Source organism: Pseudomonas sp. S49 (genome assembly GCF_009866785.1).
In the GTDB taxonomy this organism is placed as follows: domain Bacteria; phylum Pseudomonadota; class Gammaproteobacteria; order Pseudomonadales; family Pseudomonadaceae; genus Aquipseudomonas.
Genome location: NZ_CP019432.1, coordinates 5,566,828 through 5,589,733, shown reverse-complemented (window position 1 = coordinate 5,589,733; position 22,906 = coordinate 5,566,828). Strand labels below are relative to the sequence as shown.

Genomic DNA, 22,906 nt, shown 5'->3' with positions numbered 1-22,906 from the left:
GGCGCTGGCGCACCGAAAAATGGCACATTGACGCACCTGCCTGCGTGCACCCATCTGCTGTCCGGAAACTTTCATGGCTATCAGCAACGTTCAGACCGCCGCTGTCTCGGCGCCCGCTGCTCCGCAAAGCAGCCCATTGGTGATGCGTATCATCGGCGCGGTGGCGCTGGCGCATTTGATCAACGATCTGATCCAATCGGTTTTGCCTTCTATCTACCCGATGCTCAAGGCCAATTACGGCCTGACCTTTACTCAGGTCGGCCTGATCACTTTGACCTTTCAACTGACCGCCTCGTTGTTGCAGCCGTGGGTTGGTTATCACACCGATCGGCATCCGAAGCCGTGGCTGTTGCCGGCGGGTTCGATCTGCACGCTGATTGGCATCGTGATGATGTCGATGGTCGGTAGTTTTCCACTGATTCTGCTGGCGGCGGCGCTCATCGGTATCGGCTCATCGACGTTTCACCCCGAAGCCTCGCGGATTGCGCGGCTGGCCTCCGGTGGACGCTTTGGTCTGGCGCAATCGACTTTTCAGGTTGGCGGTAACGCCGGTTCTGCGTTCGGTCCGTTGCTGGCGGCGGCGATCATTATTCCCTTCGGCCAGGGCAACGTGGCGTGGTTCGGTTTGTTCGCGGTGTTTGCGCTGTTCGTGCTGTACCGCATCAGCCGCTGGTACGCCCATCATCTCAATCTGTTCAAGCTCAAGGCCGGTCAGGCAGCGACTCACGGGCTATCGAAGGGCAGGGTGACCAGCGCGCTGGTGGTGCTGGGCCTGTTGGTGTTCTCCAAGTATTTCTACATGGCCAGCCTGACTAGCTACTTCACCTTCTACCTGATCGAGAAGTTCGACTTGTCGGTGGCCAGTTCGCAGCTGCACCTGTTCCTGTTTCTCGGAGCGGTCGCGGCGGGGACGTTCTTCGGCGGGCCGATCGGCGACAAGATCGGGCGTAAGGCAGTGATCTGGTTCTCGATCCTCGGTGTGGCACCGTTCACGCTGCTCATGCCCCACGTTGACCTGTTCTGGACCACTGTCCTCAGCGTGGTGATCGGCTTCATTCTGGCCTCGGCGTTCTCGGCGATTGTGGTGTACGCGCAGGAACTGGTGCCGGGCAATGTCGGGATGATTGCCGGGGTGTTCTTTGGTTTGATGTTTGGGTTTGGCGGGATCGGCGCGGCGTTGCTCGGGCATCTGGCGGATATTCACGGGATTGAGTACGTGTATTTCCTCTGTTCGTTCCTGCCGTTGTTTGGCGTACTGGCGATATTCCTGCCGCGCACCAAAAAGGCCTGACCTCACACATTACCCATTGTAGGAGTGAGCCTGCTCGCGATAGCGGTGTGTCAGTCAGCACATCTGTAGCTGATAGAACGCTATCGCGAGCAGGCTCACTCTTACAGGGGATTGTTGGTGTGGCGGAGAATGTTTCAGGCACAAAAAAGCCGCGTATCAAACGCGGCTTTTTCTTGGGCGTAACGCTTACACGTTGAAGCGGAAGTGCATCACGTCGCCGTCCTTGACGATGTAATCCTTGCCTTCCAGACGCCATTTACCGGCTTCTTTGGTACCGGCTTCGCCCTTGTACTGGATGAAGTCGTTGTAGGCGATCACTTCGGCGCGGATGAAGCCTTTCTCGAAGTCGGTGTGGATCACGCCGGCAGCCTGAGGTGCGGTGGCACCGACTTTGACGGTCCAGGCGCGGACTTCTTCGACACCGGCGGTGAAGTAGGTCTGCAAGTGCAGCATTTCGTAGCCGGCGCGGATCACGCGGTTCAGGCCAGGCTCTTCCAGGCCCAGGGCCTCGAGGAACATGTCCTTCTCTTCGCCGTCATCGAGCTCGGCGATTTCCGCTTCGATCTTGTTGCAGACCGGAACCACCATCGCGCCTTCTTCTTCGGCAATGGCGCGAACCACGTCCAGGTGCGGGTTGTTCTCGAAACCGTCTTCAGCGACGTTGGCGATGTACATGACCGGTTTGGTGGTCAGCAGGTGGAAGCCCTTGATCACTGCTTTTTCGTCAGCGCTCATGTTCTTCATCAGGCTGCGTGCCGGCTTGGCTTCGGTGAAGTGCGCGATCAGTTGCTCAAGCAGAGCCTTCTGAACCACGGCGTCCTTGTCACCGCCCTTGGCGTTGCGCGCAACTTTCTGCAGTTGCTTCTCGCAGCTGTCGAGGTCGGCGAAAATCAGTTCCAGGTCGATGATTTCGATGTCGCGTTTCGGGTCGACGCTGTTGGAAACGTGGATCACGTTTTCGTCTTCGAAGCAGCGCACCACGTGAGCGATCGCGTCGGTTTCGCGGATGTTGGCGAGGAACTTGTTGCCCAGGCCTTCACCTTTCGAGGCGCCGGCAACCAGGCCCGCGATGTCGACGAATTCCATGGTGGTCGGCAGGATGCGCTTCGGATTGACGATGGCCGCCAGAGCGTCCAGACGCGGATCCGGCATCGGCACGATGCCGCTGTTCGGCTCGATAGTGCAGAAGGGGAAGTTTTCGGCCGCGATACCGGATTTGGTCAGGGCGTTGAACAGGGTGGACTTGCCGACGTTAGGCAGGCCGACGATGCCGCAATTGAATCCCATGGTGTTTCCCCTCGGAGTAGAGTCAGGCCTTCTGGCTGTGCAGGTTTTTCATCGCGCGGTTCCATTCACCGGCGAGGATATCCGGCAGCACGCCGAGGGCAAAGTCGATGCTGGCATCGAGTTTTTCCTGTTCGGCGCGTGGCGCACGACCCAGGACGAAATTTGAAACCATACTGGCGACGCCCGGGTGGCCAATGCCAAGCCGCAGGCGGTAGAACGTATTCTGATTGCCCAGTTGCGCAATGATGTCGCGCAACCCGTTGTGACCGCCATGGCCGCCGCCTTGCTTGAGCTTGGCAACGCCCGGAGGCAAGTCGAGTTCGTCATGCGCCACGAGGATTTCTTCAGGCTTGATGCGGAAGAAACCGGCGAGTGCCGCCACGGCCTGGCCGCTGCGGTTCATGTAGGTGGTGGGAATCAGCAGACGAACATCCTGACCCTGATGCGAATAGCGCCCGGTCAGGCCGAAATATTTGCGATCGGCGACAAGGTTGACACCTTGTGCGTCAGCGATGCGCTCAACAAAAAGGGCCCCTGCGTTATGCCGGGTCTGGTCGTATTCGGCGCCTGGATTTCCCAGGCCAACGATCAGTTTGATGGCAGTCACGATAGGGGCCCTTCCTTTGAGTGGTGAGTAACATCGCCGCGATCAGGGAAAGCGGCGAAAGTGGACGAAAAATGCTCATTTACCATGGATGTAAACTCCGCGTTCTCGCCCGCTTTCTCGCTACGTTCCAGTCCGCGATGTTACTTGTTCACTCAGGCATGACAGAGTGAATTACTCTGCTGCGCCTTCTTCGGTAGCTTCTGGAGCAACGCGTGGAGCGTGTACGTTTGCAACAGCTTTGTCGTCACCGTGAGCCAGTGCAACGAACTCAACGCCTTTAGGGGCTTTGAGGTCGGACAGGTGGACGATCGCGCCGATTTCCAGAGCCGACAGGTCGACTTCGATGAACTCAGGCAGATCTTTCGGCAGGCAAGTTACTTCGATTTCGTTCAGGACGTGCGAGATCTCGCCGCCTTTCTTGATCGGAGCTTCTTCACCAACAAAGTGCACAGGCACGATAGCGGTCAGTTTCTGACCGGCTACGACGCGTACGAAGTCAGCGTGCAGAACGTGACCCTTGGACGGGTGACGTTGCAGAGCTTTGATGATGACGTTCTGCTTTTTGCCGCCAACGTTCAGTTCGATAACGTGGCTGTAAGCCGCTTCGTTTTCGAGCAGTTTGGCAACTTCTTTGGCCAGCATGCTGATGGATTCAGGGGCTTTTTCGCCACCGTAAACAACAGCTGGAACCAGAGCGGCGAGACGACGCAGGCGGCGGCTCGCACCTTTCCCCAGGTCGGAACGCACTTCAGCATTCAGAGTAAAATCGTTCATTTTGTATCTCCAAAATAGCCATGACCGGAATGGCGTTTGCGACCAGCGCCAAACACGGTATGGGCAAAAAAGCCCCGCCCCGGCAGGAATGCCGGGGCGGGGCGCTTTTCGTCAACGAGACATTTCGCGAAGGGCAGGGCCCTTAACGGAACATCGCGCTGATCGATTCTTCATTGCTGATGCGGCGAACCGCTTCGGCAACAACCGGTGCGATATCCAGTTGACGGATACGTGCACAGGCTTGTGCTGCAGCGGACAGCGGGATGGTGTTAGTCACCACCAGCTCGTCCAGCACGGAATTTTCGATATTCTCGATGGCCCGACCCGACAGCACAGGGTGTGTGCAATAGGCAAAGACCTTGGCTGCGCCATGCTCTTTCAGGGCCTTCGCCGCGTGGCACAGAGTGCCGGCGGTATCGACCATGTCATCGACCAGAATGCAGGTACGCCCTTCGACATCACCGATGATATGCATCACTTCAGAGTGATTGGCTTTCTCACGGCGTTTGTCGATGATCCCGAGATCCACGCCCAGGGATTTGGCAACGGCACGTGCACGCACGACGCCACCAATGTCCGGGGACACGATCATCAGGTTTTCGAAGCGCTGATCTTCAATGTCATCCACCAGAACCGGGGAGCCGTAGATGTTATCTACCGGAATATCGAAGAAACCCTGAATCTGGTCAGCATGCAGATCAACCGTGAGAACACGGTCGATGCCGACTACGGTAAGCATGTCAGCAACGACTTTCGCGCTGATAGCCACACGTGCGGAACGCGGACGGCGATCCTGACGGGCATAACCAAAATAAGGAATAACAGCAGTGATACGAGTAGCCGAGGAGCGGCGGAAGGCGTCAGCCATCACTACCAGTTCCATCAGGTTATCGTTGGTCGGAGCGCAAGTCGGCTGAATAATGAAAACGTCTTTACCGCGAACGTTTTCATTGATCTCGGCAGTAATTTCGCCGTCGGAGAACTTACCGACAGAGATGTCACCGAGAGGGATATGCAGCTGACGTACAACACGCCGAGCCAGATCGGGGTTAGCGTTCCCCGTAAAGACCATCATCTTGGACACGCGCAGTACCTAGAGGCTGAGGGTAACCTGGATGAGTATAGAAAATGGCAGGGGCGGCTGGATTCGAACCAACGCATGGCAGGATCAAAACCTGCTGCCTTACCGCTTGGCGACGCCCCTGTATCTGTTGCATCAAGTGCCGAGCACCTGGTTCCTTTAGAGCAGACTTTGCAGCTTGCGGTGCAACATCGAAACGTTGCTGCCTTTGGCTACAAACCCTGTAAGGGTCTCTGTCAGAAGGGCCGAGACTTTATCAGCTTCAGCTTTGCTTGGGAAGCCCCCAAACACACAACTTCCAGTTCCGGTGAGTTTTGCTTCGGTAAATTTACCTAACAAATCCAATGCGTTACGTACTTCTGGATAACGCCTTGCAACCACCGGCAAGCAGTCATTTCGACTGTTTCCCTCGGGAACGGGGCGCACTTTAATGGGCGGCGTGTTACGTGTCAACAAAGGATCGGAAAAAATTTCTGCCGTACTAACAGAGACTTGCGGCACGAGCACCAGATACCACGGTTCTTCGGGATTCACCGGGGTGAGTTTCTCGCCCACGCCCTCGGCAAACGCCGCGTGACCACGGACAAAAACCGGCACGTCGGCACCGAGTGTCAGGCCCAGTGCGGCCAGGCGATCTTCATCCCAACCCAACTGCCACAAATGATTCAGGCCCAGCAAAGTCGTCGCCGCATTCGAACTGCCGCCACCGATGCCGCCGCCCATGGGCAGGACTTTATCAATCCAGATATCGATGCCGAGCGTGCAACCGGACTGTTGCTGAAGCATTTTCGCCGCGCGCACGATCAGGTTGCTGTCATGCGGCACGCCGGCGAATTCGGTGTGCAGTTGAATCACGCCGTCATCACGCACGGCAAACGTGATTTCATCGCCGTAGTCGACAAACTGAAACAGCGTCTGCAACTCGTGATAACCGTCTTCACGGCGCCCGAGAATGTGCAGCATCAAGTTGAGTTTGGCCGGCGAGGGCAGGGTCAGGCGTGCAGCGGTCATCGGTTATTGCCCCAACTTGCGCGGTTGCCAGGTCTTGATCACCAGCGTCACGTCAAGATCAGTGCCGTGCAGCTTGATGCGCTCCGGCAACCAGTAACCGTTTTGTTCGGTGTAAGCGGTGTATTCGACTTTCCAGCCATCCTGTTCGAGGTTGGCCAAGCGGCTGTCGGCATCCAGATTCAGGCGACTTTTGCTGTCTGGAGCCGGCAGGCCTCGCACCCACCAGGCCAGATTCGACACTGGCAGTTTCCAGCCGAGCTGTTCTTCGAGCAGGGCTTCCGGGGACTGCGATTCATAGCGACCCTGGTTGGCGACTTCCAGCGACACCTTGCCCGGACGCCCGGTCAAACGTGCCGCGCCACGCCCCAGCGGGCCGGACAAACGAATGTCGTAGTAATCCTGACGTTGCAGCCAGAACAGCGTGCCGCTACCGGAATCTTTCGGTGCGCGGATACCGATCTTGCCGTCGATCTGCCAGCCGTCGAGGCCGGTCAGCTGTTGTTTGTTTGCGGCCCATTGAGCCGGGCTGCCGTGGCCCTCGACCGATTCGCGAGTGCCAAAACCCGAGCAGCCAGCGAGCAGGGCGATGAAGCTGAAAACAATAACGTGGCGCAAAAACATGAGTTAAAGAGTCTCGGATCCGGTCAGGCGCTTGATGGTGCTGCGCAGAATGGTGCTGTCGGGCTGATCCTTGAGGAATTTGCCCCAGATTTGTTTGGCTTCACGCTGGTTGCCCTTGGTCCACAACACTTCGCCCAGATGTGCGGCGACTTCGTGATCAGGGAAGCGCTCCAGCGCCTGACGCAGATATTTCTCGGCGTCATCCAGATTGCCCAGGCGGTAATTCACCCAGCCGAGGCTGTCGAGTACGGCCGGGTCTTCCGGGTTGATCTGGTGTGCCTGCTCGATCAGCGTTTTGGCTTCAGCGTAGCGCGTGGTGCGATCGGACAGGGTGTAGCCCAAAGCATTGAGTGCCATGGCGTTGTCCGGATCACGCTTGATGATCAGGCGCAGGTCTTTTTCCATCTGCGCCAGGTCATTGCGTTTTTCCGCGAGCATCGCCCGGGTGTAGAGCAGATTCAGATCGTCCGGATACTGCTGCAAGGCTGTCTGCAAGACTTTCCAGGCCTTGTCGTCCTGCTTGTTGGCCGACAGGGTTTCCGATTCGATCAGGTACAGCTGAATCGCGTAATCCGGTTGTTCGTCGCGCTGGGCGGCAAGTTTGCTTTGCGCTTCCGCGGTCTTGCCGTTGTTCATCAGAATGTCGGCCTGACGCAATTGCGCCGGCAGATAATCGTTGCCCGGGCCGACCTGGGCGTACTCGATGAGGGCGCCTTGCGGGTCGTTGCGTTCCTCAGCGATACGACCGAGGTTCAGGTGCGCCGAATCGACGTGGCTTTCACGGGCGATCAGGTCTTCCAGATACCCCTTGGCCTCGTCCCACGCTTTGGCTTCCAGGCAGACCAAGGCCAGCGAGTAACGCAGTTCGTCGTCTTCCGGGTATTGCTGAACCAGGCTGGAGAACTCGGCCTTGGCGTCGTCCATCCGGTCCTGTTCAACCAGCATGCGCGCGTAAGTCAGGCGCAGACGCTTGTCGTCCGGGTACTTCTTGATGCTTTTTTGCAGCAATGGCAGCGCTTCGTCGCCACGGTTCAGCAGTTGCAGCAGGCGCGCGCGCAGCAGAATCGGGGCGATTTCGCCTTCTTCTGGCGGATGGTCTTCGAGCAATGCCAGTGCGCCTTTGTTGTCGCCGTCCTGTTGCAGGAGCAGGGCCTTGCCGAAAATCAGCTGGCTGTTGTTCGGATGGCGCTGCAACAAACGGTCAAAACTTTTCATCAGACCGTTGCGGGTTTCCTGATCGGTATCGGCGGCCGACAGCGCGAGAAAGTCGAAATGAGTGTCGCCCTTGCCCTGCAGGACTTTCTCCATATACACCATGGAGTCGTCATAACGCCCGGCGCGGGCGAGTTGCACGGCGGCGGCGCGTTGCGCTTCGAGATCGTCCGGGGCGTTTTTTGCCCAGATCAGTGCGGTATCGAGGGCCGGTTGATCGGCGCCCAGATACTCGGCGATACGGAATGCGCGTTCGGAGACGCCCGGATCCTGGGTGTTGATGGCCTGGGTCACGTAGTTGTCCAGGGCAATGTCGAAACGATTGCGCTGACCGGCGAGTTCGGCGCTCAACAGGCTGAAAACGGTTTCCTCGCTGAACGAGCTGTAAACCTTGGGCTTTTCAGGCGCGGGCGTGGTGTCTTCAACCGACGGCGTACCGTCCGGCGAAACGGGAGCCAAGGCCTGGCAGCCGCTGAGGAAGACAAAAGCGAGGAGCAACGCGGAAGATCTATTCATATAGGAAGAGGACGACTAACCTGCGGTCGGATCATCATGACACAAGCCTTCGGCCAAACATAACCGTAGGAGCTGCCGAAGGCTGCGATCTTTTGATCTTGCTGGTGATTCGAAAAACCACAATCAAAAGATCGCAGCCTGCGGCAGCTCCTGCAAGGAGCCAAATTGTGCCCATTATAGGGACTGACGATTGGGACAATAGTCAGCGGTAGTTGTTCTGAATCTTTCGAAGTAGGACAATTGCCGGCTTCACGTCACCATCAGCGACCTTGAATGGCCTTCCTTGCACTCGGTATCAACCACAAGACTGCTTCAGTAGACGTCCGCGAGCGCGTGGCTTTTACTCCTGAACAGCTGGTGGAGGCCTTGCAGCAGCTCTGCCGACTGACCGACAGCCGCGAAGCTGCGATCCTCTCCACCTGCAATCGCAGTGAGCTTTATATAGAACAGGATCAGCTTTCTGCCGATATCGTGCTGCGCTGGCTGGCCGACTATCACCATTTAAGCCTCGATGAGCTGCGCGCGAGTGCTTATGTGCATGAAGATGATGCGGCAGTTCGTCACATGATGCGCGTCGCCTCCGGGCTCGACTCGCTGGTGCTGGGCGAACCGCAGATTCTCGGTCAGATGAAATCGGCCTATGCCGTGGCCCGCGAGGCCGGCACCATCGGTCCGCTGCTGGGGCGACTGTTTCAGGCAACGTTCAATGCCGCCAAGCAGGTGCGCACCGACACTGCCATCGGTGAAAACCCGGTATCGGTGGCGTTTGCCGCCGTCAGCCTGGCGAAACAGATTTTCAGTGATTTGCAGCGCAGTCAGGCTCTGCTGATCGGCGCCGGCGAGACCATTACCCTGGTCGCCCGTCATTTGCACGAGCTGGGCGTCAAGCGCATCGTCGTTGCCAACCGCACGCTGGAGCGCGCCAGTCTGCTGGCCGAGCAGTTCGGCGCCCACGCGGTGTTGCTGTCGGACATCCCGGCAGAACTGGTGCGCAGCGATATCGTCATCAGCTCGACCGCCAGTCAGTTGCCGATTCTTGGCAAGGGCGCGGTGGAAAGCGCGCTGAAGCTGCGCAAGCACAAACCGATCTTCATGGTCGACATCGCCGTTCCCCGGGATATCGAGCCGGAAGTCGGCGAGTTGGACGACGTTTACCTGTATAGCGTCGACGATCTCCACGAAGTGGTCGCCGAAAACCTCAAGAGCCGTCAGGGCGCAGCGCAAGCCGCTGAAGAGATGGTTTCGGTCGGCGCCGACGATTTCATGGTGCGCCTGCGCGAACTGGCGGCGGTCGACGTGCTCAAGGCCTATCGTCAACAGAGCGAACGCCTGCGCGACGAGGAACTGCAAAAGGCCCTGCGTTTGCTGGCCAACGGCGGCAACGCCGAAGACGTGCTCGGACAACTGGCCCGTGGCCTGACCAATAAACTGTTGCATGCCCCGAGCGTGCAACTGAAAAAGCTTTCTGCCGAAGGCCGCCTCGATGCGCTGGCCATGGCCCAGGAACTCTTTGCCCTTGAGGGCTCACCGGATAGTTTTTCGGATAAAAAACCGCAATGAAAGCGTCACTGCTCAACAAGCTGGATGTCCTCCAGGACCGTTTCGAGGAACTGACCGCGCTGCTCGGCGACGGCGAAGTCATTGCCGATCAGACCCGGTTCCGCGCCTATTCCAAGGAATACGCCGAACTCGAGCCGGTCGTGCAGGCCTATAAAAAGCTGCTCAGCGTACAAAGCGATCTTGAAGGCGCCCAGGCGCTGCTCAAGGACAGCGACCCGGACATGCGTGAAATGGCCGTGGAAGAAGTCCGCGAAGCCAAGGAATTGCTGATCACCCTGGAAGGCGATCTGCAACGCATGTTGCTGCCCAAGGATCCGAATGACGGGCGCAACGTCTTCCTCGAAATTCGCGCCGGTACCGGTGGCGACGAGGCGGCGATCTTCTCTGGCGACCTGTTCCGCATGTACTCGCGTTACGCCGAGCGACGTGGCTGGCGCGTGGAGATCCTTTCGGCAAACGAAGGCGAACACGGTGGCTATAAAGAAGTCATCGCCCGCATCGAAGGCGACAACGTTTACGGCAAGCTGAAGTTCGAATCCGGCGCGCACCGCGTTCAGCGTGTACCCGCCACCGAATCCCAGGGCCGTATCCACACCTCGGCCTGCACCGTGGCGGTGTTGCCCGAGCCCGACGAGCGCGAAGCCATCGAGATCAACCCGGCGGATTTGCGCGTCGACACTTACCGCTCCTCCGGGGCCGGTGGTCAGCACGTCAACACCACCGACTCGGCGATCCGCATCACGCACATACCGACCGGCACCGTCGTCGAGTGTCAGGAAGAGCGCTCCCAGCACAAGAACCGGGCGCGGGCGATGGCCTGGCTGTCGGCCAAGCTCAACGATCAGCAAAACGCAGCGGCGGCGAACGCCATCGCCAGCGAGCGTAAATTGCTGGTCGGTTCCGGCGACCGTTCCGAGCGCATCCGCACCTATAACTTTGCCCAGGGCCGGGTCACTGACCATCGCGTCAACCTGACCCTGTACTCGCTGGATGAAATCCTCGCCGGTGGCGTTGAAGCAGTGATCGAACCGTTGCTGGCTGAACACCAGGCTGACCAACTCGCAGCGATAGGTGAATAAATGACCATCATCGCCAGCCTGTTGCGTGCCGCCGAACTGCCGGACTCGCCCACCGCGCGTCTGGACGCCGAGTTGCTACTGGCGGCGGCGCTGGGCAAGTCACGCAGTTTTTTGCACACCTGGCCCGAGCGCATCGTGCCAAGTGAGGCCGCGCTGACTTTTGCCGAGTACCTGCAACGCCGCCGTAGCGGTGAGCCGGTGGCCTATATTCTCGGTCAGCAGGGTTTCTGGAAACTCGATCTGGAAGTCGCGCCGCACACGCTGATCCCGCGCCCGGACACCGAGCTGCTGGTGGAAGCGGCGCTGGAATTACTGCCCGCGACGCCGGCCAAAGTGCTCGATCTCGGCACGGGCAGCGGCGCGATTGCTTTGGCCTTGGCCAGCGAGCGTCCGGCGTGGAAAGTCACTGCGGTGGATCGCGTGCTCGAAGCCGTGGCCCTCGCTGAACGTAATCGCCAGCGCCTGCATTTGAACAACGCCACGGTGCTGAGTAGCCATTGGTTCAGCGCGCTGGAAGGTCAGCGTTTCCAGTTGATCATCAGTAACCCGCCGTACATTGCTGCCGCCGATCCGCATCTGGTCGAAGGCGATGTGCGCTTCGAACCGGCCAGTGCGCTGGTCGCCGGTGAAGACGGGCTCGATGATCTGCGCTTGATCGTTGCGCAGGCGCCGGATCACCTGGAGGCCGCTGGCTGGTTGATGCTCGAGCACGGCTATGATCAAGCCGAAGCCGTCCGCGACTTGCTGCTCACGCGCGGTTTCGAAGAAGTCCACAGCCGCACCGATCTGGGCGGTCATCAACGCATCAGTCTGGGGCGCCTGCCGTGCTGAATGATCAGGAGTTGCTGCGCTACAGCCGGCAGATTCTGCTGCAACACATCGACATCGACGGGCAATTGAAGCTCAAGGACAGTCGCGTGCTGATCGTCGGCCTTGGCGGTCTCGGTGCGCCGGTTGCCTTGTATCTGGCCGCGGCGGGTGTCGGTGAAATGCATCTGGCGGATTTCGACACGGTCGATCTGACCAACCTGCAACGCCAGATCATCCATGACACCGACAGCGTCGGCATGAGCAAGGTCGACTCGGCGCTCAAGCGTCTGACCGCGATCAATCCAGAAATCCAACTGATCCCTCATCGTCAGGCGCTGGACGAGGATTCTCTCGCCGCAGCCGTGGCAGCGGTGGATCTGGTGCTCGACTGCTCCGATAATTTCTCCACCCGCGAAGCGGTCAACGCTGCGTGTGTAGCTGCGTGCAAACCGTTGGTCAGCGGCGCGGCGATTCGTCTGGAAGGGCAGTTGTCGGTGTTCGACCCGCGTCGAGCCGAGAGCCCTTGCTACCACTGTTTATACGGCCACGGCAGCGAAGCTGAACTGACCTGCAGCGAGGCCGGGGTAGTCGGGCCGCTGGTCGGCCTGGTCGGCAGCTTGCAGGCGCTGGAAGCGTTGAAAGTATTGGTCGGTTTCGGTGAGCCGCTGGTGGGCCGTTTGCTGTTGATCGATGCTCTCGGTTCGCGCTTCCGCGAGTTGCGCGTCAAGCGTGATCCGGGTTGCAGCGTCTGTGGTTCGCGCCATGCGTGAAGCGCCGATCGGCGTATTCGACTCTGGTGTCGGCGGCTTGTCGGTGCTGGCGGAAATCCAGCGTTTGCTGCCCAATGAATCGCTGCTCTATGTCGCTGATTGCGGGCACATTCCCTACGGAGAGAAAACCCCGGAGTTCATCCGCCAGCGCTGCAGTGTGATGGCCGGGTTTTTCCGTGAGCAGGGTGCCAAGGCCTTGGTGCTGGCCTGCAATACGGCCACGGTTGCCGGCGTTGCCGATTTGCGCCGCGACTTTCCTGACTGGCCGATTGTCGGCATGGAGCCTGCGGTCAAACCTGCCGCCGCCGCGACCCGCAGCGGTGTGGTCGGCGTGCTCGCCACCACCGGCACGCTGCAGAGCGCCAAGTTCGCCGCGTTACTTGATCGTTTCGCCACTGACGTGCGTGTGATCACCCAGCCATGCCCTGGCCTGGTCGAGCTGATTGAAAGCGGCGATCTGCACAGCGCCGAGTTGCGTCAGTTGCTGCAAGGCTATGTCGACCCGCTGTTGGCCAGCGGTTGCGACACAATCATTTTGGGCTGCACCCACTATCCCTTTCTCAAGCCGATGCTCAAGTCGATGATCCCTGCGGACATCAGCCTGATCGATACCGGTGCTGCTGTAGCGCGGCAACTTCAGCGCCTTTTGGCTGAGCGCGATTTGCTCGCTGCCGGCCCGAACCGACCGGTCAGATTCTGGACCAGCGCTGATCCTGCCTACTTCGAAAACATCCTGCCGCGACTGGGCCAGAGCGGCGGCGAAGTACAAAACTTCGACTTGTAAAAAATTTGTGAAATAACTAAAAAATCAGCTGAACTTCTGAGCAGGCGCTAGCTTCTATAGCGAAGAGTTATCTAGAAAACCAAACGATCGTTCCGGAAAAGGAAGTTTCAACGTGAAGCGACTATTCTGCTTGGCCGCGATTGCGGCCGCACTGATGGGGCAAAGTTTTACTGCACAAGCGGCAGGTGTTGAGTTCGCAGTGGGGGCCACCAGCGACTCGACCATGACGTATCGCCTGGGCATGAATTTCGACTGGGACAGGAGTTGGCTGCAGAGCGACGTCGGTCGCCTGACCGGCTACTGGAGCGGTGCTTATACCTATTGGGAAGGTGACAAGACGTCGAGCAATAACAGCTTGTCGTTCTCTCCAGTCTTCGTTTACGAGTTTGCCGGCCAGTCGGTCAAACCGTATATCGAAGCGGGGATCGGTGTGGCGGCCTTCTCTAACACCAAGTACGAATCCAACAATCTCGGCGGCTCTTTCCAGTTTGAAGACCGCTTCGGTTTTGGTCTGCGTTTCAATGGCGGGCATGAAGTCGGAATTCGTGCGACGCACTATTCCAACGCCGGCCTGGCCAGCAGCAACGACGGTGTAGAAAGTTACTCGCTGCATTACACAATGCCGCTCTAAGCCGAGCGCATAACCCCTGTAGGAGTGAGCCTGCTCGCGATAGCGGTGTGTCAGTCAATATTTGTTTGACTGATACACCGCTATCGCGAGCAGGCTCACTCCTACATTTGTTCTAGGGTGTTCTTGAGGTCAGCGGTAGGCAGTCGTGATGCCTTTGCGCTCTTCAATGCACTCGGGCGCGCCCATCTCGAACTCGCGGCAGATCAGCGGGCGTTTCTCATAGATCGTGCACATCATGCTGTCGCGATCCAGCGCCGCGCACCAGCCGTCATCCAGACGCAGCATCACTTCGCCGCCCCATTCATCGGTATCGATAAAGCGATCAGGCACGCCAGTGTCGGTGATCAACATCACTTCGAGCTGGCAACAGCACGCCGCGCAGGTCGAGCAGGTGACCGCCGGCTCGGTGATTTGCTGGTGGGGAATGGTTTTCATGGCGGCAGTGTAAGGCAGTCGCTGCTGTGCGTGTGAAAGGTCTGACAGACGCTCAGTGCGCCAACCGCCGCGCCATGGAATGCAGCAGCGGAAACAGCAGTGCCCAGAGCAGGCCGATGCCGATCAGTGTCGGCAACTCGCCATAGGGAAATTGCACCCCGGCCAAGCGTCCGCCGGCGTAATACGACAGTGCTCCGCCGACCGCGCCAAGCAGACTCGCCAGCCACCACGGCCGGGCGCTCCATGCCAGGCAATGGCGCAATGTGGTTGCCAGCAATGCCCAGAGCAGCATCAGCCACAACGGAATCAGTGGCGACTGATCCTGAAACTCGAACACCCCGACACCACGCAACACACTGTCCACCGCCGTGCCAACAATCACCACGCTCAAAATCAAACGGCCTTCAGCCGCCCAACTGCTGATCCAGCGCAGATGAATCACCAGCACCGCCAACGCCAGCAACAACCACAAGCTGTTGCCGCCGAGTACGCAGGTCAGCCAGCCGAGCTGGAACAACACGGCATTGGCAACACGCTCAAGCATCGAAACGCCCGAGCAACGGCGCGGTCATCGCTGCCGGTTTGGCCAGCAACAGTTGTGCGGTGCCGATGGTGCGTTCAAGGAAACCGCCCTCGCAGTAACACAGGTAGAACTCCCACAGGCGCAGGAAATAATCGTCGTAGCCCAACTCGCTCAAGCGCCCGTGGGCGCGACGGAAGTTCTCGTGCCACAAGCGCAGGGTGCGGGCGTAGTGCAAGCCGAAATCTTCCATGTGCAGCAGGTTCATGTCGGTGTCGCGGCTGACCACTTCAAGCATTTTCTGCACGCAGGGCAGGGCGCCGCCGGGGAAGATGTAACGCTGGATAAAGTCGACGCCGCGCTTGGCTTGTTCGTAGCGTTGTTCGCGAATGGTGATCGCCTGGATCAGCATCAGGCCGTTGCTCTTGAGCAAGTGCGCGCATTGTTTGAAGTAGGTCGGCAGGAAGCGGTGACCGACCGCTTCGATCATTTCGATCGACACCAGTTTGTCGTATTCGCCGGTGAGATCGCGGTAGTCCTTGAGCAGCAGCGTGACCCGATCCTGCAAGCCCAGCTGTTCGATGCGTTGCGCGGTAAACGCGTACTGTTCTTTCGACAGTGTGGTGGTGGTTACACGGCAACCGTAATTTTGAGCAGCATAGAGCGCCATGCTGCCCCAGCCGGTGCCGATCTCCAGCAAATGATCGTCGGGTTTGAGCGCGAGCTTCTGGCAGATTCGCTCCAGCTTGTTCAACTGAGCCTGCTCCAGACTGTCTTCGGGCGTCAGGAACTGCGCCGCTGAATACATCATGGTCGGGTCGAGAAACTGTTCGAACAGGTCGTTGCCCAGATCGTAGTGCGCAGCGATGTTTTTCTGCGAGCCCTTGCGCGTATTGCGGTTGAGCCAGTGCAAGCCTTGCACCAACGGCCGGCCGAGGCGCGCCAGGCCGCCCTCCATGGCATCGAGCACGTCCAGATTGCTGACGAACACGCGCACCACCGCTGTCAGATCCGGCGAACTCCAATAGCCGTGGATAAAGGCCTCGCCGGCACCGATCGAACCATTGCCGGCGACCATGCCCCAGACGGCCGAGTCGAGCACATGGATTTCCCCGAGCAATGCACTGCCGGGCGTGCCGAACATCAGCCGTTCGCCATCCTCGATCACCAACAGTTGTCCGTGTTTGAGCTGCGCCAATTGGCGCAACACGCCGCGGCGCAGCAGCGATCCGGTCAAACCGTTGGTGCTGAGCCGACTGACCGACAGACTAGAGGATTTCATGGTGGTGCTCCTTGGGAGGCACAGTGGCGGTTTGAAAGCTGCCGTCGGCAGTCTGATGAGCAAAGATCGGTGCGCGTTTGAGCAGCAGGCGTAGCGCCTGCCAGTAAATCGCCAAGGCAGTTTTCGCGGTCATCCACGGAAAACGCCGCAAGTAACGATGCAGGCTGCGACGGTCGAGGCTTTCGCGTTGCAGATTGAGTGTCGCGTCGAACAGTTTGTGTTCGCCCTGCCAGTCGGCCATGTGCACGCCAAGGGATTGCGCGGCGGGGCTGAAGCTCATGCGGTATTCGAGATCGCGCGGCAGAAACGGCGAAACGTGAAAGGCCTTGGCCACGGCGAAGTGCTGGTGAAAATCCTGCAGATTGGCGGGCGCACGCGCCGGCAGCACATAGTGATAACGCTCGCGCCACGGCGTGTTGGTGACTTCGCAGACAATCGCCGCCAGTTGCCCGTCGGCTTCATGGCAATAAAAGAAACTCACCGGGTTGAACGACAACCCCCAACTGCGCGCCTGGGTCAGCAGGCAGATCGCGCCTTGCGGTTCGTGGCCGATGGCGATGCCGACCTGCTGACGTACGGCATCGATCAGGCGCATGCCTCGGCCGGTGAATGCCTTGAGATAGTCCGTCTCACGAAAGGAAAACGGCGCAAAGCGACTGCGTCCGGCCAGCGGCGACAGTTCAAGAACTGCATCCTGTTCACTGAGGTCGAGGTAGAGCAGACCGATCCGGTAGCGGAATTCATGGCGGCGCGGCGAGAAGCGCCGATGGCCGATCCAGCCGCTGTAGAGTGCGCTGTTCATAGGGTTTCCCCGAACGCGGCGGCCACGCGCAAGGCGCTGACCACACCGTCCTCATGAAAACCGTTGGCCCAGTAGGCGCCGCAATAATGCGTGTGCTGCGCGCCATCCAGTTCACTCCAGCGATTTTGTGCTGCCACCGCCGCGAGGCTGAATTGCGGATGGGCATAGGTGTAACGGGCAAGCACTTTGTCGGGGCTGATGCCGGCGCTCTGATTGAGGCTGACGCAGAACGTGGTGTCGCTCTGAATGCCCTGCAGAATGTTCATGTCGTAGGTGACGGCGGCGTGGGTGTGGCCGGCGCCGCTGAGCCGATAGTTCCAGCTCGCCCAGGCGAGTTTGCGTGTCGGCAGCAAACGCGTGTCGGTGTGCAGCACCACTTCATTGTCGGCGTAGGGCAGGGCGCCGAGGATCGCGCGTTCGGCATCGCTCGGGACCGCCAGCAGTTTCAACGCTTGATCGCTGTGACAGGCGAACACCACCTGGTCGAAGTGCTCGAGGCCCGCCGGGCTGTGGATAACTACGCCATGCACGTCACGATCAACCCGGGCTACCGGGCAATTGAGACGAATCCTTTCCTTGAACGCTGCCGTCAGCGGCGCGATATAGGCGCTCGAGCCGCCTTCGATAACTTGCCATTGCGGCCGATCACTGACCGACAACAGTCCATGATTCTTGAAAAAACGTACGAAGAACTGCAGCGGGAAATTGAGCATTTCCGCCATCGGCATCGACCAGATCGCCGAGCCCATCGGCACGATGTAATGCAGGATGAAACGCTCGCCGTAACCGCCAGCCTTGAGGTATTCGTCGAGGGTGGTGTCGGCGGCGATGCGCAGTTCAACGAGGTCGCGCTGGGCTTCTTTGTTGAAGCGCAGAATGTCGCGCAACATGCCCCAGAACCCCGGCGAAAACAGGTTGCTGCGCTGGGCGAAGAGGCTGTTGAGGTTGTTGCCGTTGTACTCCAGACCGGTGTCCGGATCGGTCACCGAGAAGCTCATTTCGGTCGGCTTGAACGCCACGCCGAGCTGCCCGAGCAGGCGAATGAAGTTCGGGTAGGTCCAGTCGTTGAACACGATGAAACCGGTGTCCACCGCATATTGGCGGCCATCGACGGTCACCGGCACCGTGTGCGTGTGGCCACCGACCCAGTCGCCCGCCTCGAACACCGTCACGTCATGGCGGCGATTGAGCAGGTAGGCGCAGGTCAGCCCAGCGATGCCGCTACCGACGATGGCGATTTTCATGTCGGATCCGTCAGCGGAGGTGACTTGCGCACCATGCGCTTGCCGATTGCCAGTTGTACCCGCGACGGAAGTTTCGACAGCGGCCACAGCGCGGCCATGAACAGCGCCGGAAAGGCGATTTCCAATGGTCGGTCCTTGAGTTTGGCGAAGATGTGCCGTGCGGCTTTATCCACAGGCCAGCTCAAGGGCATGGGGAAATCATTCCTGGCGGTCAGCGGAGTTTCGACAAAACCCGGGCTGACCACGGTGACTTCAATGCCTTCGTCGGCCAGATCGATGCGCAACGACTCGAACAGGTAACGCAAACCGGCCTTTGAGGCGCCGTAGGCTTCGGCCCGTGGCAGCGGCAAGTAGGTGACCGAACTGGCCACGCCGATCAGATGCGGCGCGGTGCCTTTGCGCAGCAGCGGCAGGGCAGCCTCGATGCAATAGCTGCTGGCGAGCAGGTTGGTACGTACCACGTGCTCGATGATCGACGAATCGAACTGTTTGGCATCGACGTATTCGCAGGTGCCGGCGTTGAGAATCACCGAGTCCAGCGAACCCCAGTCTGCGGCGATCTGCTCACCGATTTCGCGCACAGTCTGGCTGTTGGTCAGATCCCCCGGCACCACCAGAACCTGCCCCGGATAGCGTTGCGACAAGACCTTGAGCGGGGCGATCTGACGGGAACTGACCGCCAGGTGCGCACCGGTTTTCAGGATCTCTTCAGCCAGCGCCGCGCCGATGCCACTGCTGGCCCCGGTCAACCAATAACGCCGTGGAGGTGTACGACTCATCCCATTCTCCTTTTCAGCCAGGCAATCACCCGGCCCAATACTGGCAAGTGTTCATACAGCAGCGCCCCGGCATCGAAATAATCCCGATGGCGATAAACCTTGTCGTGCCACAGCAAATGCGAGCAGCCGCTGACGCGAATCACGCGGCCGCCCGCGAGGCGCGGATGGCGATAACTCATGACCCAGCGCAGATAACCTTCGCAGTCGCCGATCTGGTCAAAACCATGAAAATCAAAATGCAGCTCGCTGACGTTGGCATACAGTTCGCCGAAATAGTCGCGTAACTGCGCCAGACCCTGCACTTCGTGAAGCGGGTCGGTGAAGTGAATGTCATCGCTGTACAGCTCGCCCAGGCTTTGCAGGTTGTCTTTGTTCAACGCTGAAAATTGCCGGGCGAAGCGGCGCAGGAATTCACTCATCGTCGCCTCCTGTAGACGTACGCGCAGGCAGGTTCTTGAAGGCTGCCAGTGCCCGTTGGCGTGAGTCGCTGAGGTTGACGATCGGCGACGGATAATCCACCGCACCGAACAAACCACCGAGGTTGGCCGGGTTGTGCAGTTCTTTTTTGTTGAGGTCGGCCAGTTCCGGCAGCCAGTGCTTGATGAACAGGCCTTCGCTGTCGAATTTTTCCGACTGGCTCAGCGGGTTGAAGATGCGGAAATAAGGCGCCGAATCGGTGCCCGTCGACGAACTCCACTGCCAGCCACCGTTGTTCGCCGCGAGATCGCCATCGATCAGGTGGCGCATGAAAAAGCGTTCGCCTTCGCGCCAGTCGATCAGCAGGTTTTTGGTCAGGAACATCGCCACGATCATGCGCAGGCGATTGTGCATCCAGCCGGTTTCGAGCAATTGGCGCATCGCGGCGTCGATGATCGGCAGACCGGTGCGCGCCTCTTGCCACGCGGCGAGATCCTCCGGCGCATCACGCCAGGCCAGCGCTTCGGTTTCCGGGCGGAAAGCGCGATGCCTTGAGACCCGTGGGTAGCCGACCAGAATGTGCTTGTAGAACTCTCGCCACAGCAGTTCGTTGATCCAGGTGACTGCACCGACCTTGCCGCTTTCGAATTCGCCCTGATTGCTTTGCAGGGCGGCGTGCAAGCATTGGCGCGGCGAGATCACGCCGGCAGCGAGATACGCCGAGAGCTGACTGGTGCCGGGTTTGGCCGGGAAGTCGCGTTCGCTTTGGTAGTAGTCGATTTGCGCGTCGGTGAAGGTGTCGAGACGGCGTCGGGCTTCCTGTTCACCGGCCGGCCACAGATCGCGCAGGGATTGGCTCGGTGTGGCGAAGCCTTTGACGGAGTCGGGAATCGGGTCGCTGTCTATCGCCAGTTTTGCCTGTTTGCCTGGTGCCTTGACCAACGCCGGCATCGAGCGATGCAGGCGTTCGTAACAGACTTTGCGGAACTGGCTGAACACCTTGAAGTAGCTGTCGGTCTTGGTCAGCACCGTGCCGGGTTTGAACAGCAACTGGTCGAGATGGCTGTGAAAGGTGATGCCCTCGGCCTTCAGTGTTTCGGCCACCGCTGCGTCGCGACGGCTTTCGTGGACGCCGTACTCTTCGTTGACGTGCACGGCTTCGATGTTCAATTGCCGACACAGTTCGAGCAGCTCCGCCGGGGCCTGATCCCAATGCGCTGCGGTACGGATCAGCAACGGAATGTTCAGTGCGGCGAGGCTGTTGCTCAGTTCTCTGAGATTGCGCAGCCAGAAATCGACCTTGCACGGCGCATCGTCATGTTCCAGCCACTGCTGCGGGCTCAACAGGTACACGGCGACCGTCGGGCCGCGCGCTGCGGCGGCCGCGAGGGCGGTGTTGTCATGTTGGCGCAAGTCGCTGCGCAGCCAGATCAATTGCATGTCGGAACTCACTGCGTCCATTAGATCAGCCCACGCTGAACGAGCACCTGGTGCGCCAGCAGCGCGTCTTCAGCCAGGAAAACATCAGCCATCTCGGAAGTTCTTACGGACAACTCGGCGTGGTGGATGCATACCGTTGGTCCGACCAGCATTTTTGTACAACTGACTCCGTTCAGTAGCTTGGGCAACTGCGCAAGGTTCATGGCTTTGCTGGAATACAGCAGTACGCCACGGGCTTGCAGATGTTCGACCGCCAGCGCCAACTCGGCGGCCGGCAGCGGCCAGTCAAATACTTGCACCGGACAATCAGCGCTACTGATCAGCCACGCGCACAGCCACAGATGAGGTTCCAGTGGCAGGTCGGAGTGATTGATCAACAACAGCGGGGCGCCATGTAACTGACGATTGTTATGGTAGATGCGTGTGCCGAATTTGCTGCGTAACCACGAATAAAAGAACACGCGTTCCATCTGCGCGCCGAACTGGCCCTGCCAACGCTGCTCCAGTTCCGCCAGCAGCGGCATCAACAATTGCTCGCACAAGGTGCGTGGCGGGTAGAGCGCCATCGCATGATTGACGCTGTCGTCGAGGCTGCGTTCATTGAGCTGCGTGACGGCGGCAAGCAGGGTTTGGCGCAAGCGCTGCCAATCGTTTTCCACTGATTCACTGAACGCCTGCGGTGCGTCGAGCAGCGGTTTGACCTGACTGACAGCCACACCACGGTTGAGCCAGGTGAGGATGGTCAGAATCTGTTGCACGTGTTCGGCCGAATACAGTCGGTGGCCCTTGGGGGTGCGTTGCGGCACGACCAGCCCGTAGCGGCGTTCCCACGCGCGCAAAGTGATCGCGTTGACGCCGGTCTGCCGGGCGACTTCGCGAATCGGCAGCCAGCCCTCGTCGAGGGCTTTTTTAAAATCCGCGCCAAGGTCTTCCTGAGCGCTGGTATCCATTTTGTCGTTCATTAGATTGCGTTTCGCAGGCTGAGGTTTTCCGGGTGCGGTTGCAGGTAAACCTGTTGCGCGATGTACGAATCCGGATGGAGGCGAAAGTGATGCTTGAGCAGCGTCAACGGCACCACCAGCGGCACGATGCCTTGGCGGTACTGGCCGATGACGTGTTGCATTTCCTGTTTGTCTTCAGCGCTGATCACCTGTTTCAGATAACCGCTGATGTGCAGCAGCACGTTGCAATGGGTGCCACGGGTGGCGCATTTTTTCAACGCCGCCATCAGTTCGCTGAAGTAGCGTGGGCCGAGCTCGACGGGATCGCTGTGCGCCATGTTGCCCAACAGCTTGCCGAGTGCTTTGTATTGCAGCGGGTTGTGCGCCATCAGCAAATATTTGTAGCGCGAATGGAATTCGGTGAGGGCGCGACGGCTCAGGCCATTGGCGAGGACTTGCTGCCATTCGCTGTAGGCGAACACGCGGGTGATGAAGTTCTCGCGCAACACCGGATCATTGAGGCGCCCGGCTTCTTCCACGGGCAGATCCGGATGCCGTGCGCAGAACGCCTGGGCATAAATGCCGCGTCCGCCGCCATTCACCGGGGCACCGTTGGCGTGGTAGACCTTGACCCGTTCCAGACCGCAGGACGGCGACTGCTGCATGAAGATGTAGCCGCAGATGTCATCCAGTTCGGCGGCCATTTTCTCGCCGTACTCAGCCAGTGGCTGGGTGACGTTGATCGCCCGGTTCACCGTGCCGACCGCTTGTGGATGTTCGGCCTCGCCGACGAGGCGGATCGGTTCGCGAGGAATGCCCAGGCCGATTGCGACCTCCGGACACACCGGGACGAAATCGAAATGCTCGGTGAGGGTGCGGCTGCACAGGCGTGATTCCTTGTGCCCACCGTTGTAGCGCACCTCGGCACCCAGCAGACAGGCGCTGATGGCGATTTTTGGTTTGGCTACGCAAGGATCTGACATGGGCACCTCGAATCTATACCTGTACAGAG

Annotated in this window: 24 protein-coding genes and 1 tRNA gene; 7 read left to right on the top strand and 18 right to left on the bottom strand. The window is 59.4% G+C overall.

The window, feature by feature from the left end:
- Positions 1–73 precede the first annotated feature (73 nt).
- Complete coding sequence (locus tag PspS49_RS24625; protein ID WP_160041804.1) at positions 74–1,291, top strand: MFS transporter; 1,218 nt, start codon at positions 74–76, stop codon at positions 1,289–1,291.
- Between the two features lie 186 nt (positions 1,292–1,477).
- On the opposite strand, the gene ychF is transcribed toward PspS49_RS24625, so the two are convergent.
- The 8 genes from ychF to PspS49_RS24585 form a co-directional block, all read right to left on the bottom strand.
- Positions 1,478–2,578 (bottom strand): redox-regulated ATPase YchF, encoded by a 1,101-nt coding sequence (gene ychF, locus PspS49_RS24620; RefSeq protein WP_016987222.1) that lies wholly within the window; start codon positions 2,576–2,578, stop codon positions 1,478–1,480.
- Between the two features lie 22 nt (positions 2,579–2,600).
- The gene (gene pth, locus PspS49_RS24615) at positions 2,601–3,185 is read right to left on the bottom strand and encodes an aminoacyl-tRNA hydrolase (protein ID WP_007912902.1); all 585 of its coding nucleotides are present in this window, start codon (positions 3,183–3,185) and stop codon (positions 2,601–2,603) included.
- A 171-nt stretch (positions 3,186–3,356) separates the two neighbouring features.
- Positions 3,357–3,959, bottom strand: coding sequence for a 50S ribosomal protein L25/general stress protein Ctc (locus tag PspS49_RS24610; RefSeq protein WP_095050602.1), 603 nt, complete (start codon positions 3,957–3,959; stop codon positions 3,357–3,359).
- Between the two features lie 142 nt (positions 3,960–4,101).
- A complete protein-coding gene (locus tag PspS49_RS24605) occupies positions 4,102–5,043 on the bottom strand; it encodes a ribose-phosphate pyrophosphokinase (protein WP_003171603.1) in 942 nt (313 codons plus the stop codon).
- Between the two features lie 45 nt (positions 5,044–5,088).
- Positions 5,089–5,163 (bottom strand) — tRNA-Gln (locus PspS49_RS24600).
- Positions 5,164–5,199: 36 nt separating this feature from the next.
- The gene (ispE, locus tag PspS49_RS24595) at positions 5,200–6,051 is read right to left on the bottom strand and encodes a 4-(cytidine 5'-diphospho)-2-C-methyl-D-erythritol kinase (protein WP_160041802.1); all 852 of its coding nucleotides are present in this window, start codon (positions 6,049–6,051) and stop codon (positions 5,200–5,202) included.
- A 3-nt stretch (positions 6,052–6,054) separates the two neighbouring features.
- Positions 6,055–6,672, bottom strand: a complete 618-nt coding sequence (gene lolB, locus PspS49_RS24590; RefSeq protein ID WP_016987219.1) for a lipoprotein insertase outer membrane protein LolB — start codon at positions 6,670–6,672, stop codon at positions 6,055–6,057.
- Positions 6,673–6,675: 3 nt separating this feature from the next.
- On the bottom strand, positions 6,676–8,400 hold the full coding sequence (locus PspS49_RS24585; RefSeq protein WP_127929757.1) for a tetratricopeptide repeat protein: 1,725 nt from the start codon (positions 8,398–8,400) through the stop codon (positions 6,676–6,678).
- A gap of 273 nt (positions 8,401–8,673) precedes the next feature.
- On the opposite strand from PspS49_RS24585, the gene hemA reads away from it, so the two are divergent.
- From hemA to PspS49_RS24555, 6 genes are all read left to right on the top strand, one after another.
- A complete protein-coding gene (hemA, locus tag PspS49_RS24580; protein WP_007951716.1) occupies positions 8,674–9,960 on the top strand; it encodes a glutamyl-tRNA reductase in 1,287 nt (428 codons plus the stop codon).
- On the top strand, positions 9,957–11,039 hold the full coding sequence (gene prfA, locus PspS49_RS24575; protein WP_127929756.1) for a peptide chain release factor 1: 1,083 nt from the start codon (positions 9,957–9,959) through the stop codon (positions 11,037–11,039). The genes hemA and prfA overlap by 4 nt, the downstream gene beginning before the upstream one ends.
- Positions 11,040–11,870, top strand: a complete 831-nt coding sequence (gene prmC, locus PspS49_RS24570; RefSeq protein WP_127929755.1) for a peptide chain release factor N(5)-glutamine methyltransferase — start codon at positions 11,040–11,042, stop codon at positions 11,868–11,870. It begins immediately after the preceding gene.
- The gene (locus PspS49_RS24565; RefSeq protein WP_150652014.1) at positions 11,864–12,619 is read left to right on the top strand and encodes a molybdopterin-synthase adenylyltransferase MoeB; all 756 of its coding nucleotides are present in this window, start codon (positions 11,864–11,866) and stop codon (positions 12,617–12,619) included. The genes prmC and PspS49_RS24565 overlap by 7 nt, the downstream gene beginning before the upstream one ends.
- Positions 12,612–13,403 (top strand): glutamate racemase, encoded by a 792-nt coding sequence (gene murI / locus PspS49_RS24560; protein ID WP_127929753.1) that lies wholly within the window; start codon positions 12,612–12,614, stop codon positions 13,401–13,403. The genes PspS49_RS24565 and murI overlap by 8 nt, the downstream gene beginning before the upstream one ends.
- A 112-nt stretch (positions 13,404–13,515) precedes the next feature.
- Complete coding sequence (locus PspS49_RS24555) at positions 13,516–14,034, top strand: acyloxyacyl hydrolase (protein ID WP_160041800.1); 519 nt, start codon at positions 13,516–13,518, stop codon at positions 14,032–14,034.
- A gap of 129 nt (positions 14,035–14,163) precedes the next feature.
- On the opposite strand, the gene PspS49_RS24550 is transcribed toward PspS49_RS24555, so the two are convergent.
- From PspS49_RS24550 to PspS49_RS24505, 10 genes are read right to left on the bottom strand one after another with little or no spacing between them, the layout of a single operon-like run.
- On the bottom strand, positions 14,164–14,469 hold the full coding sequence (locus PspS49_RS24550; protein ID WP_007912865.1) for a YkgJ family cysteine cluster protein: 306 nt from the start codon (positions 14,467–14,469) through the stop codon (positions 14,164–14,166).
- A gap of 52 nt (positions 14,470–14,521) precedes the next feature.
- Positions 14,522–15,013: a DUF2878 domain-containing protein gene (locus PspS49_RS24545; RefSeq protein WP_127929751.1), complete on the bottom strand. Its 492-nt coding sequence runs from the start codon at positions 15,011–15,013 to the stop codon at positions 14,522–14,524.
- On the bottom strand, positions 15,006–16,271 hold the full coding sequence (locus tag PspS49_RS24540) for a cyclopropane-fatty-acyl-phospholipid synthase family protein (RefSeq protein WP_150750495.1): 1,266 nt from the start codon (positions 16,269–16,271) through the stop codon (positions 15,006–15,008). Before PspS49_RS24540 ends, PspS49_RS24545 begins: the two co-directional genes overlap by 8 nt.
- On the bottom strand, positions 16,258–17,073 hold the full coding sequence (locus PspS49_RS24535) for a DUF1365 domain-containing protein (protein ID WP_127929749.1): 816 nt from the start codon (positions 17,071–17,073) through the stop codon (positions 16,258–16,260). The genes PspS49_RS24540 and PspS49_RS24535 overlap by 14 nt, the downstream gene beginning before the upstream one ends.
- Entirely contained in the window at positions 17,070–18,317 is a 1,248-nt protein-coding gene (locus PspS49_RS24530) for an FAD-dependent oxidoreductase (protein ID WP_127929748.1), read from the bottom strand. The genes PspS49_RS24535 and PspS49_RS24530 overlap by 4 nt, the downstream gene beginning before the upstream one ends.
- Positions 18,314–19,096 (bottom strand): SDR family NAD(P)-dependent oxidoreductase, encoded by a 783-nt coding sequence (locus tag PspS49_RS24525; RefSeq protein ID WP_127929747.1) that lies wholly within the window; start codon positions 19,094–19,096, stop codon positions 18,314–18,316. Before PspS49_RS24525 ends, PspS49_RS24530 begins: the two co-directional genes overlap by 4 nt.
- A complete protein-coding gene (locus PspS49_RS24520; protein ID WP_150750492.1) occupies positions 19,093–19,515 on the bottom strand; it encodes a nuclear transport factor 2 family protein in 423 nt (140 codons plus the stop codon). Before PspS49_RS24520 ends, PspS49_RS24525 begins: the two co-directional genes overlap by 4 nt.
- Entirely contained in the window at positions 19,508–20,953 is a 1,446-nt protein-coding gene (gene phrB, locus PspS49_RS24515) for a deoxyribodipyrimidine photo-lyase (protein ID WP_174245085.1), read from the bottom strand. Before phrB ends, PspS49_RS24520 begins: the two co-directional genes overlap by 8 nt.
- A gap of 20 nt (positions 20,954–20,973) precedes the next feature.
- A complete protein-coding gene (locus PspS49_RS24510; RefSeq protein WP_150776422.1) occupies positions 20,974–21,915 on the bottom strand; it encodes a MerR family transcriptional regulator in 942 nt (313 codons plus the stop codon).
- The gene (locus PspS49_RS24505) at positions 21,915–22,877 is read right to left on the bottom strand and encodes a DUF523 and DUF1722 domain-containing protein (RefSeq protein WP_160041796.1); all 963 of its coding nucleotides are present in this window, start codon (positions 22,875–22,877) and stop codon (positions 21,915–21,917) included. Before PspS49_RS24505 ends, PspS49_RS24510 begins: the two co-directional genes overlap by 1 nt.
- Positions 22,878–22,906: the final 29 nt, after the last annotated feature.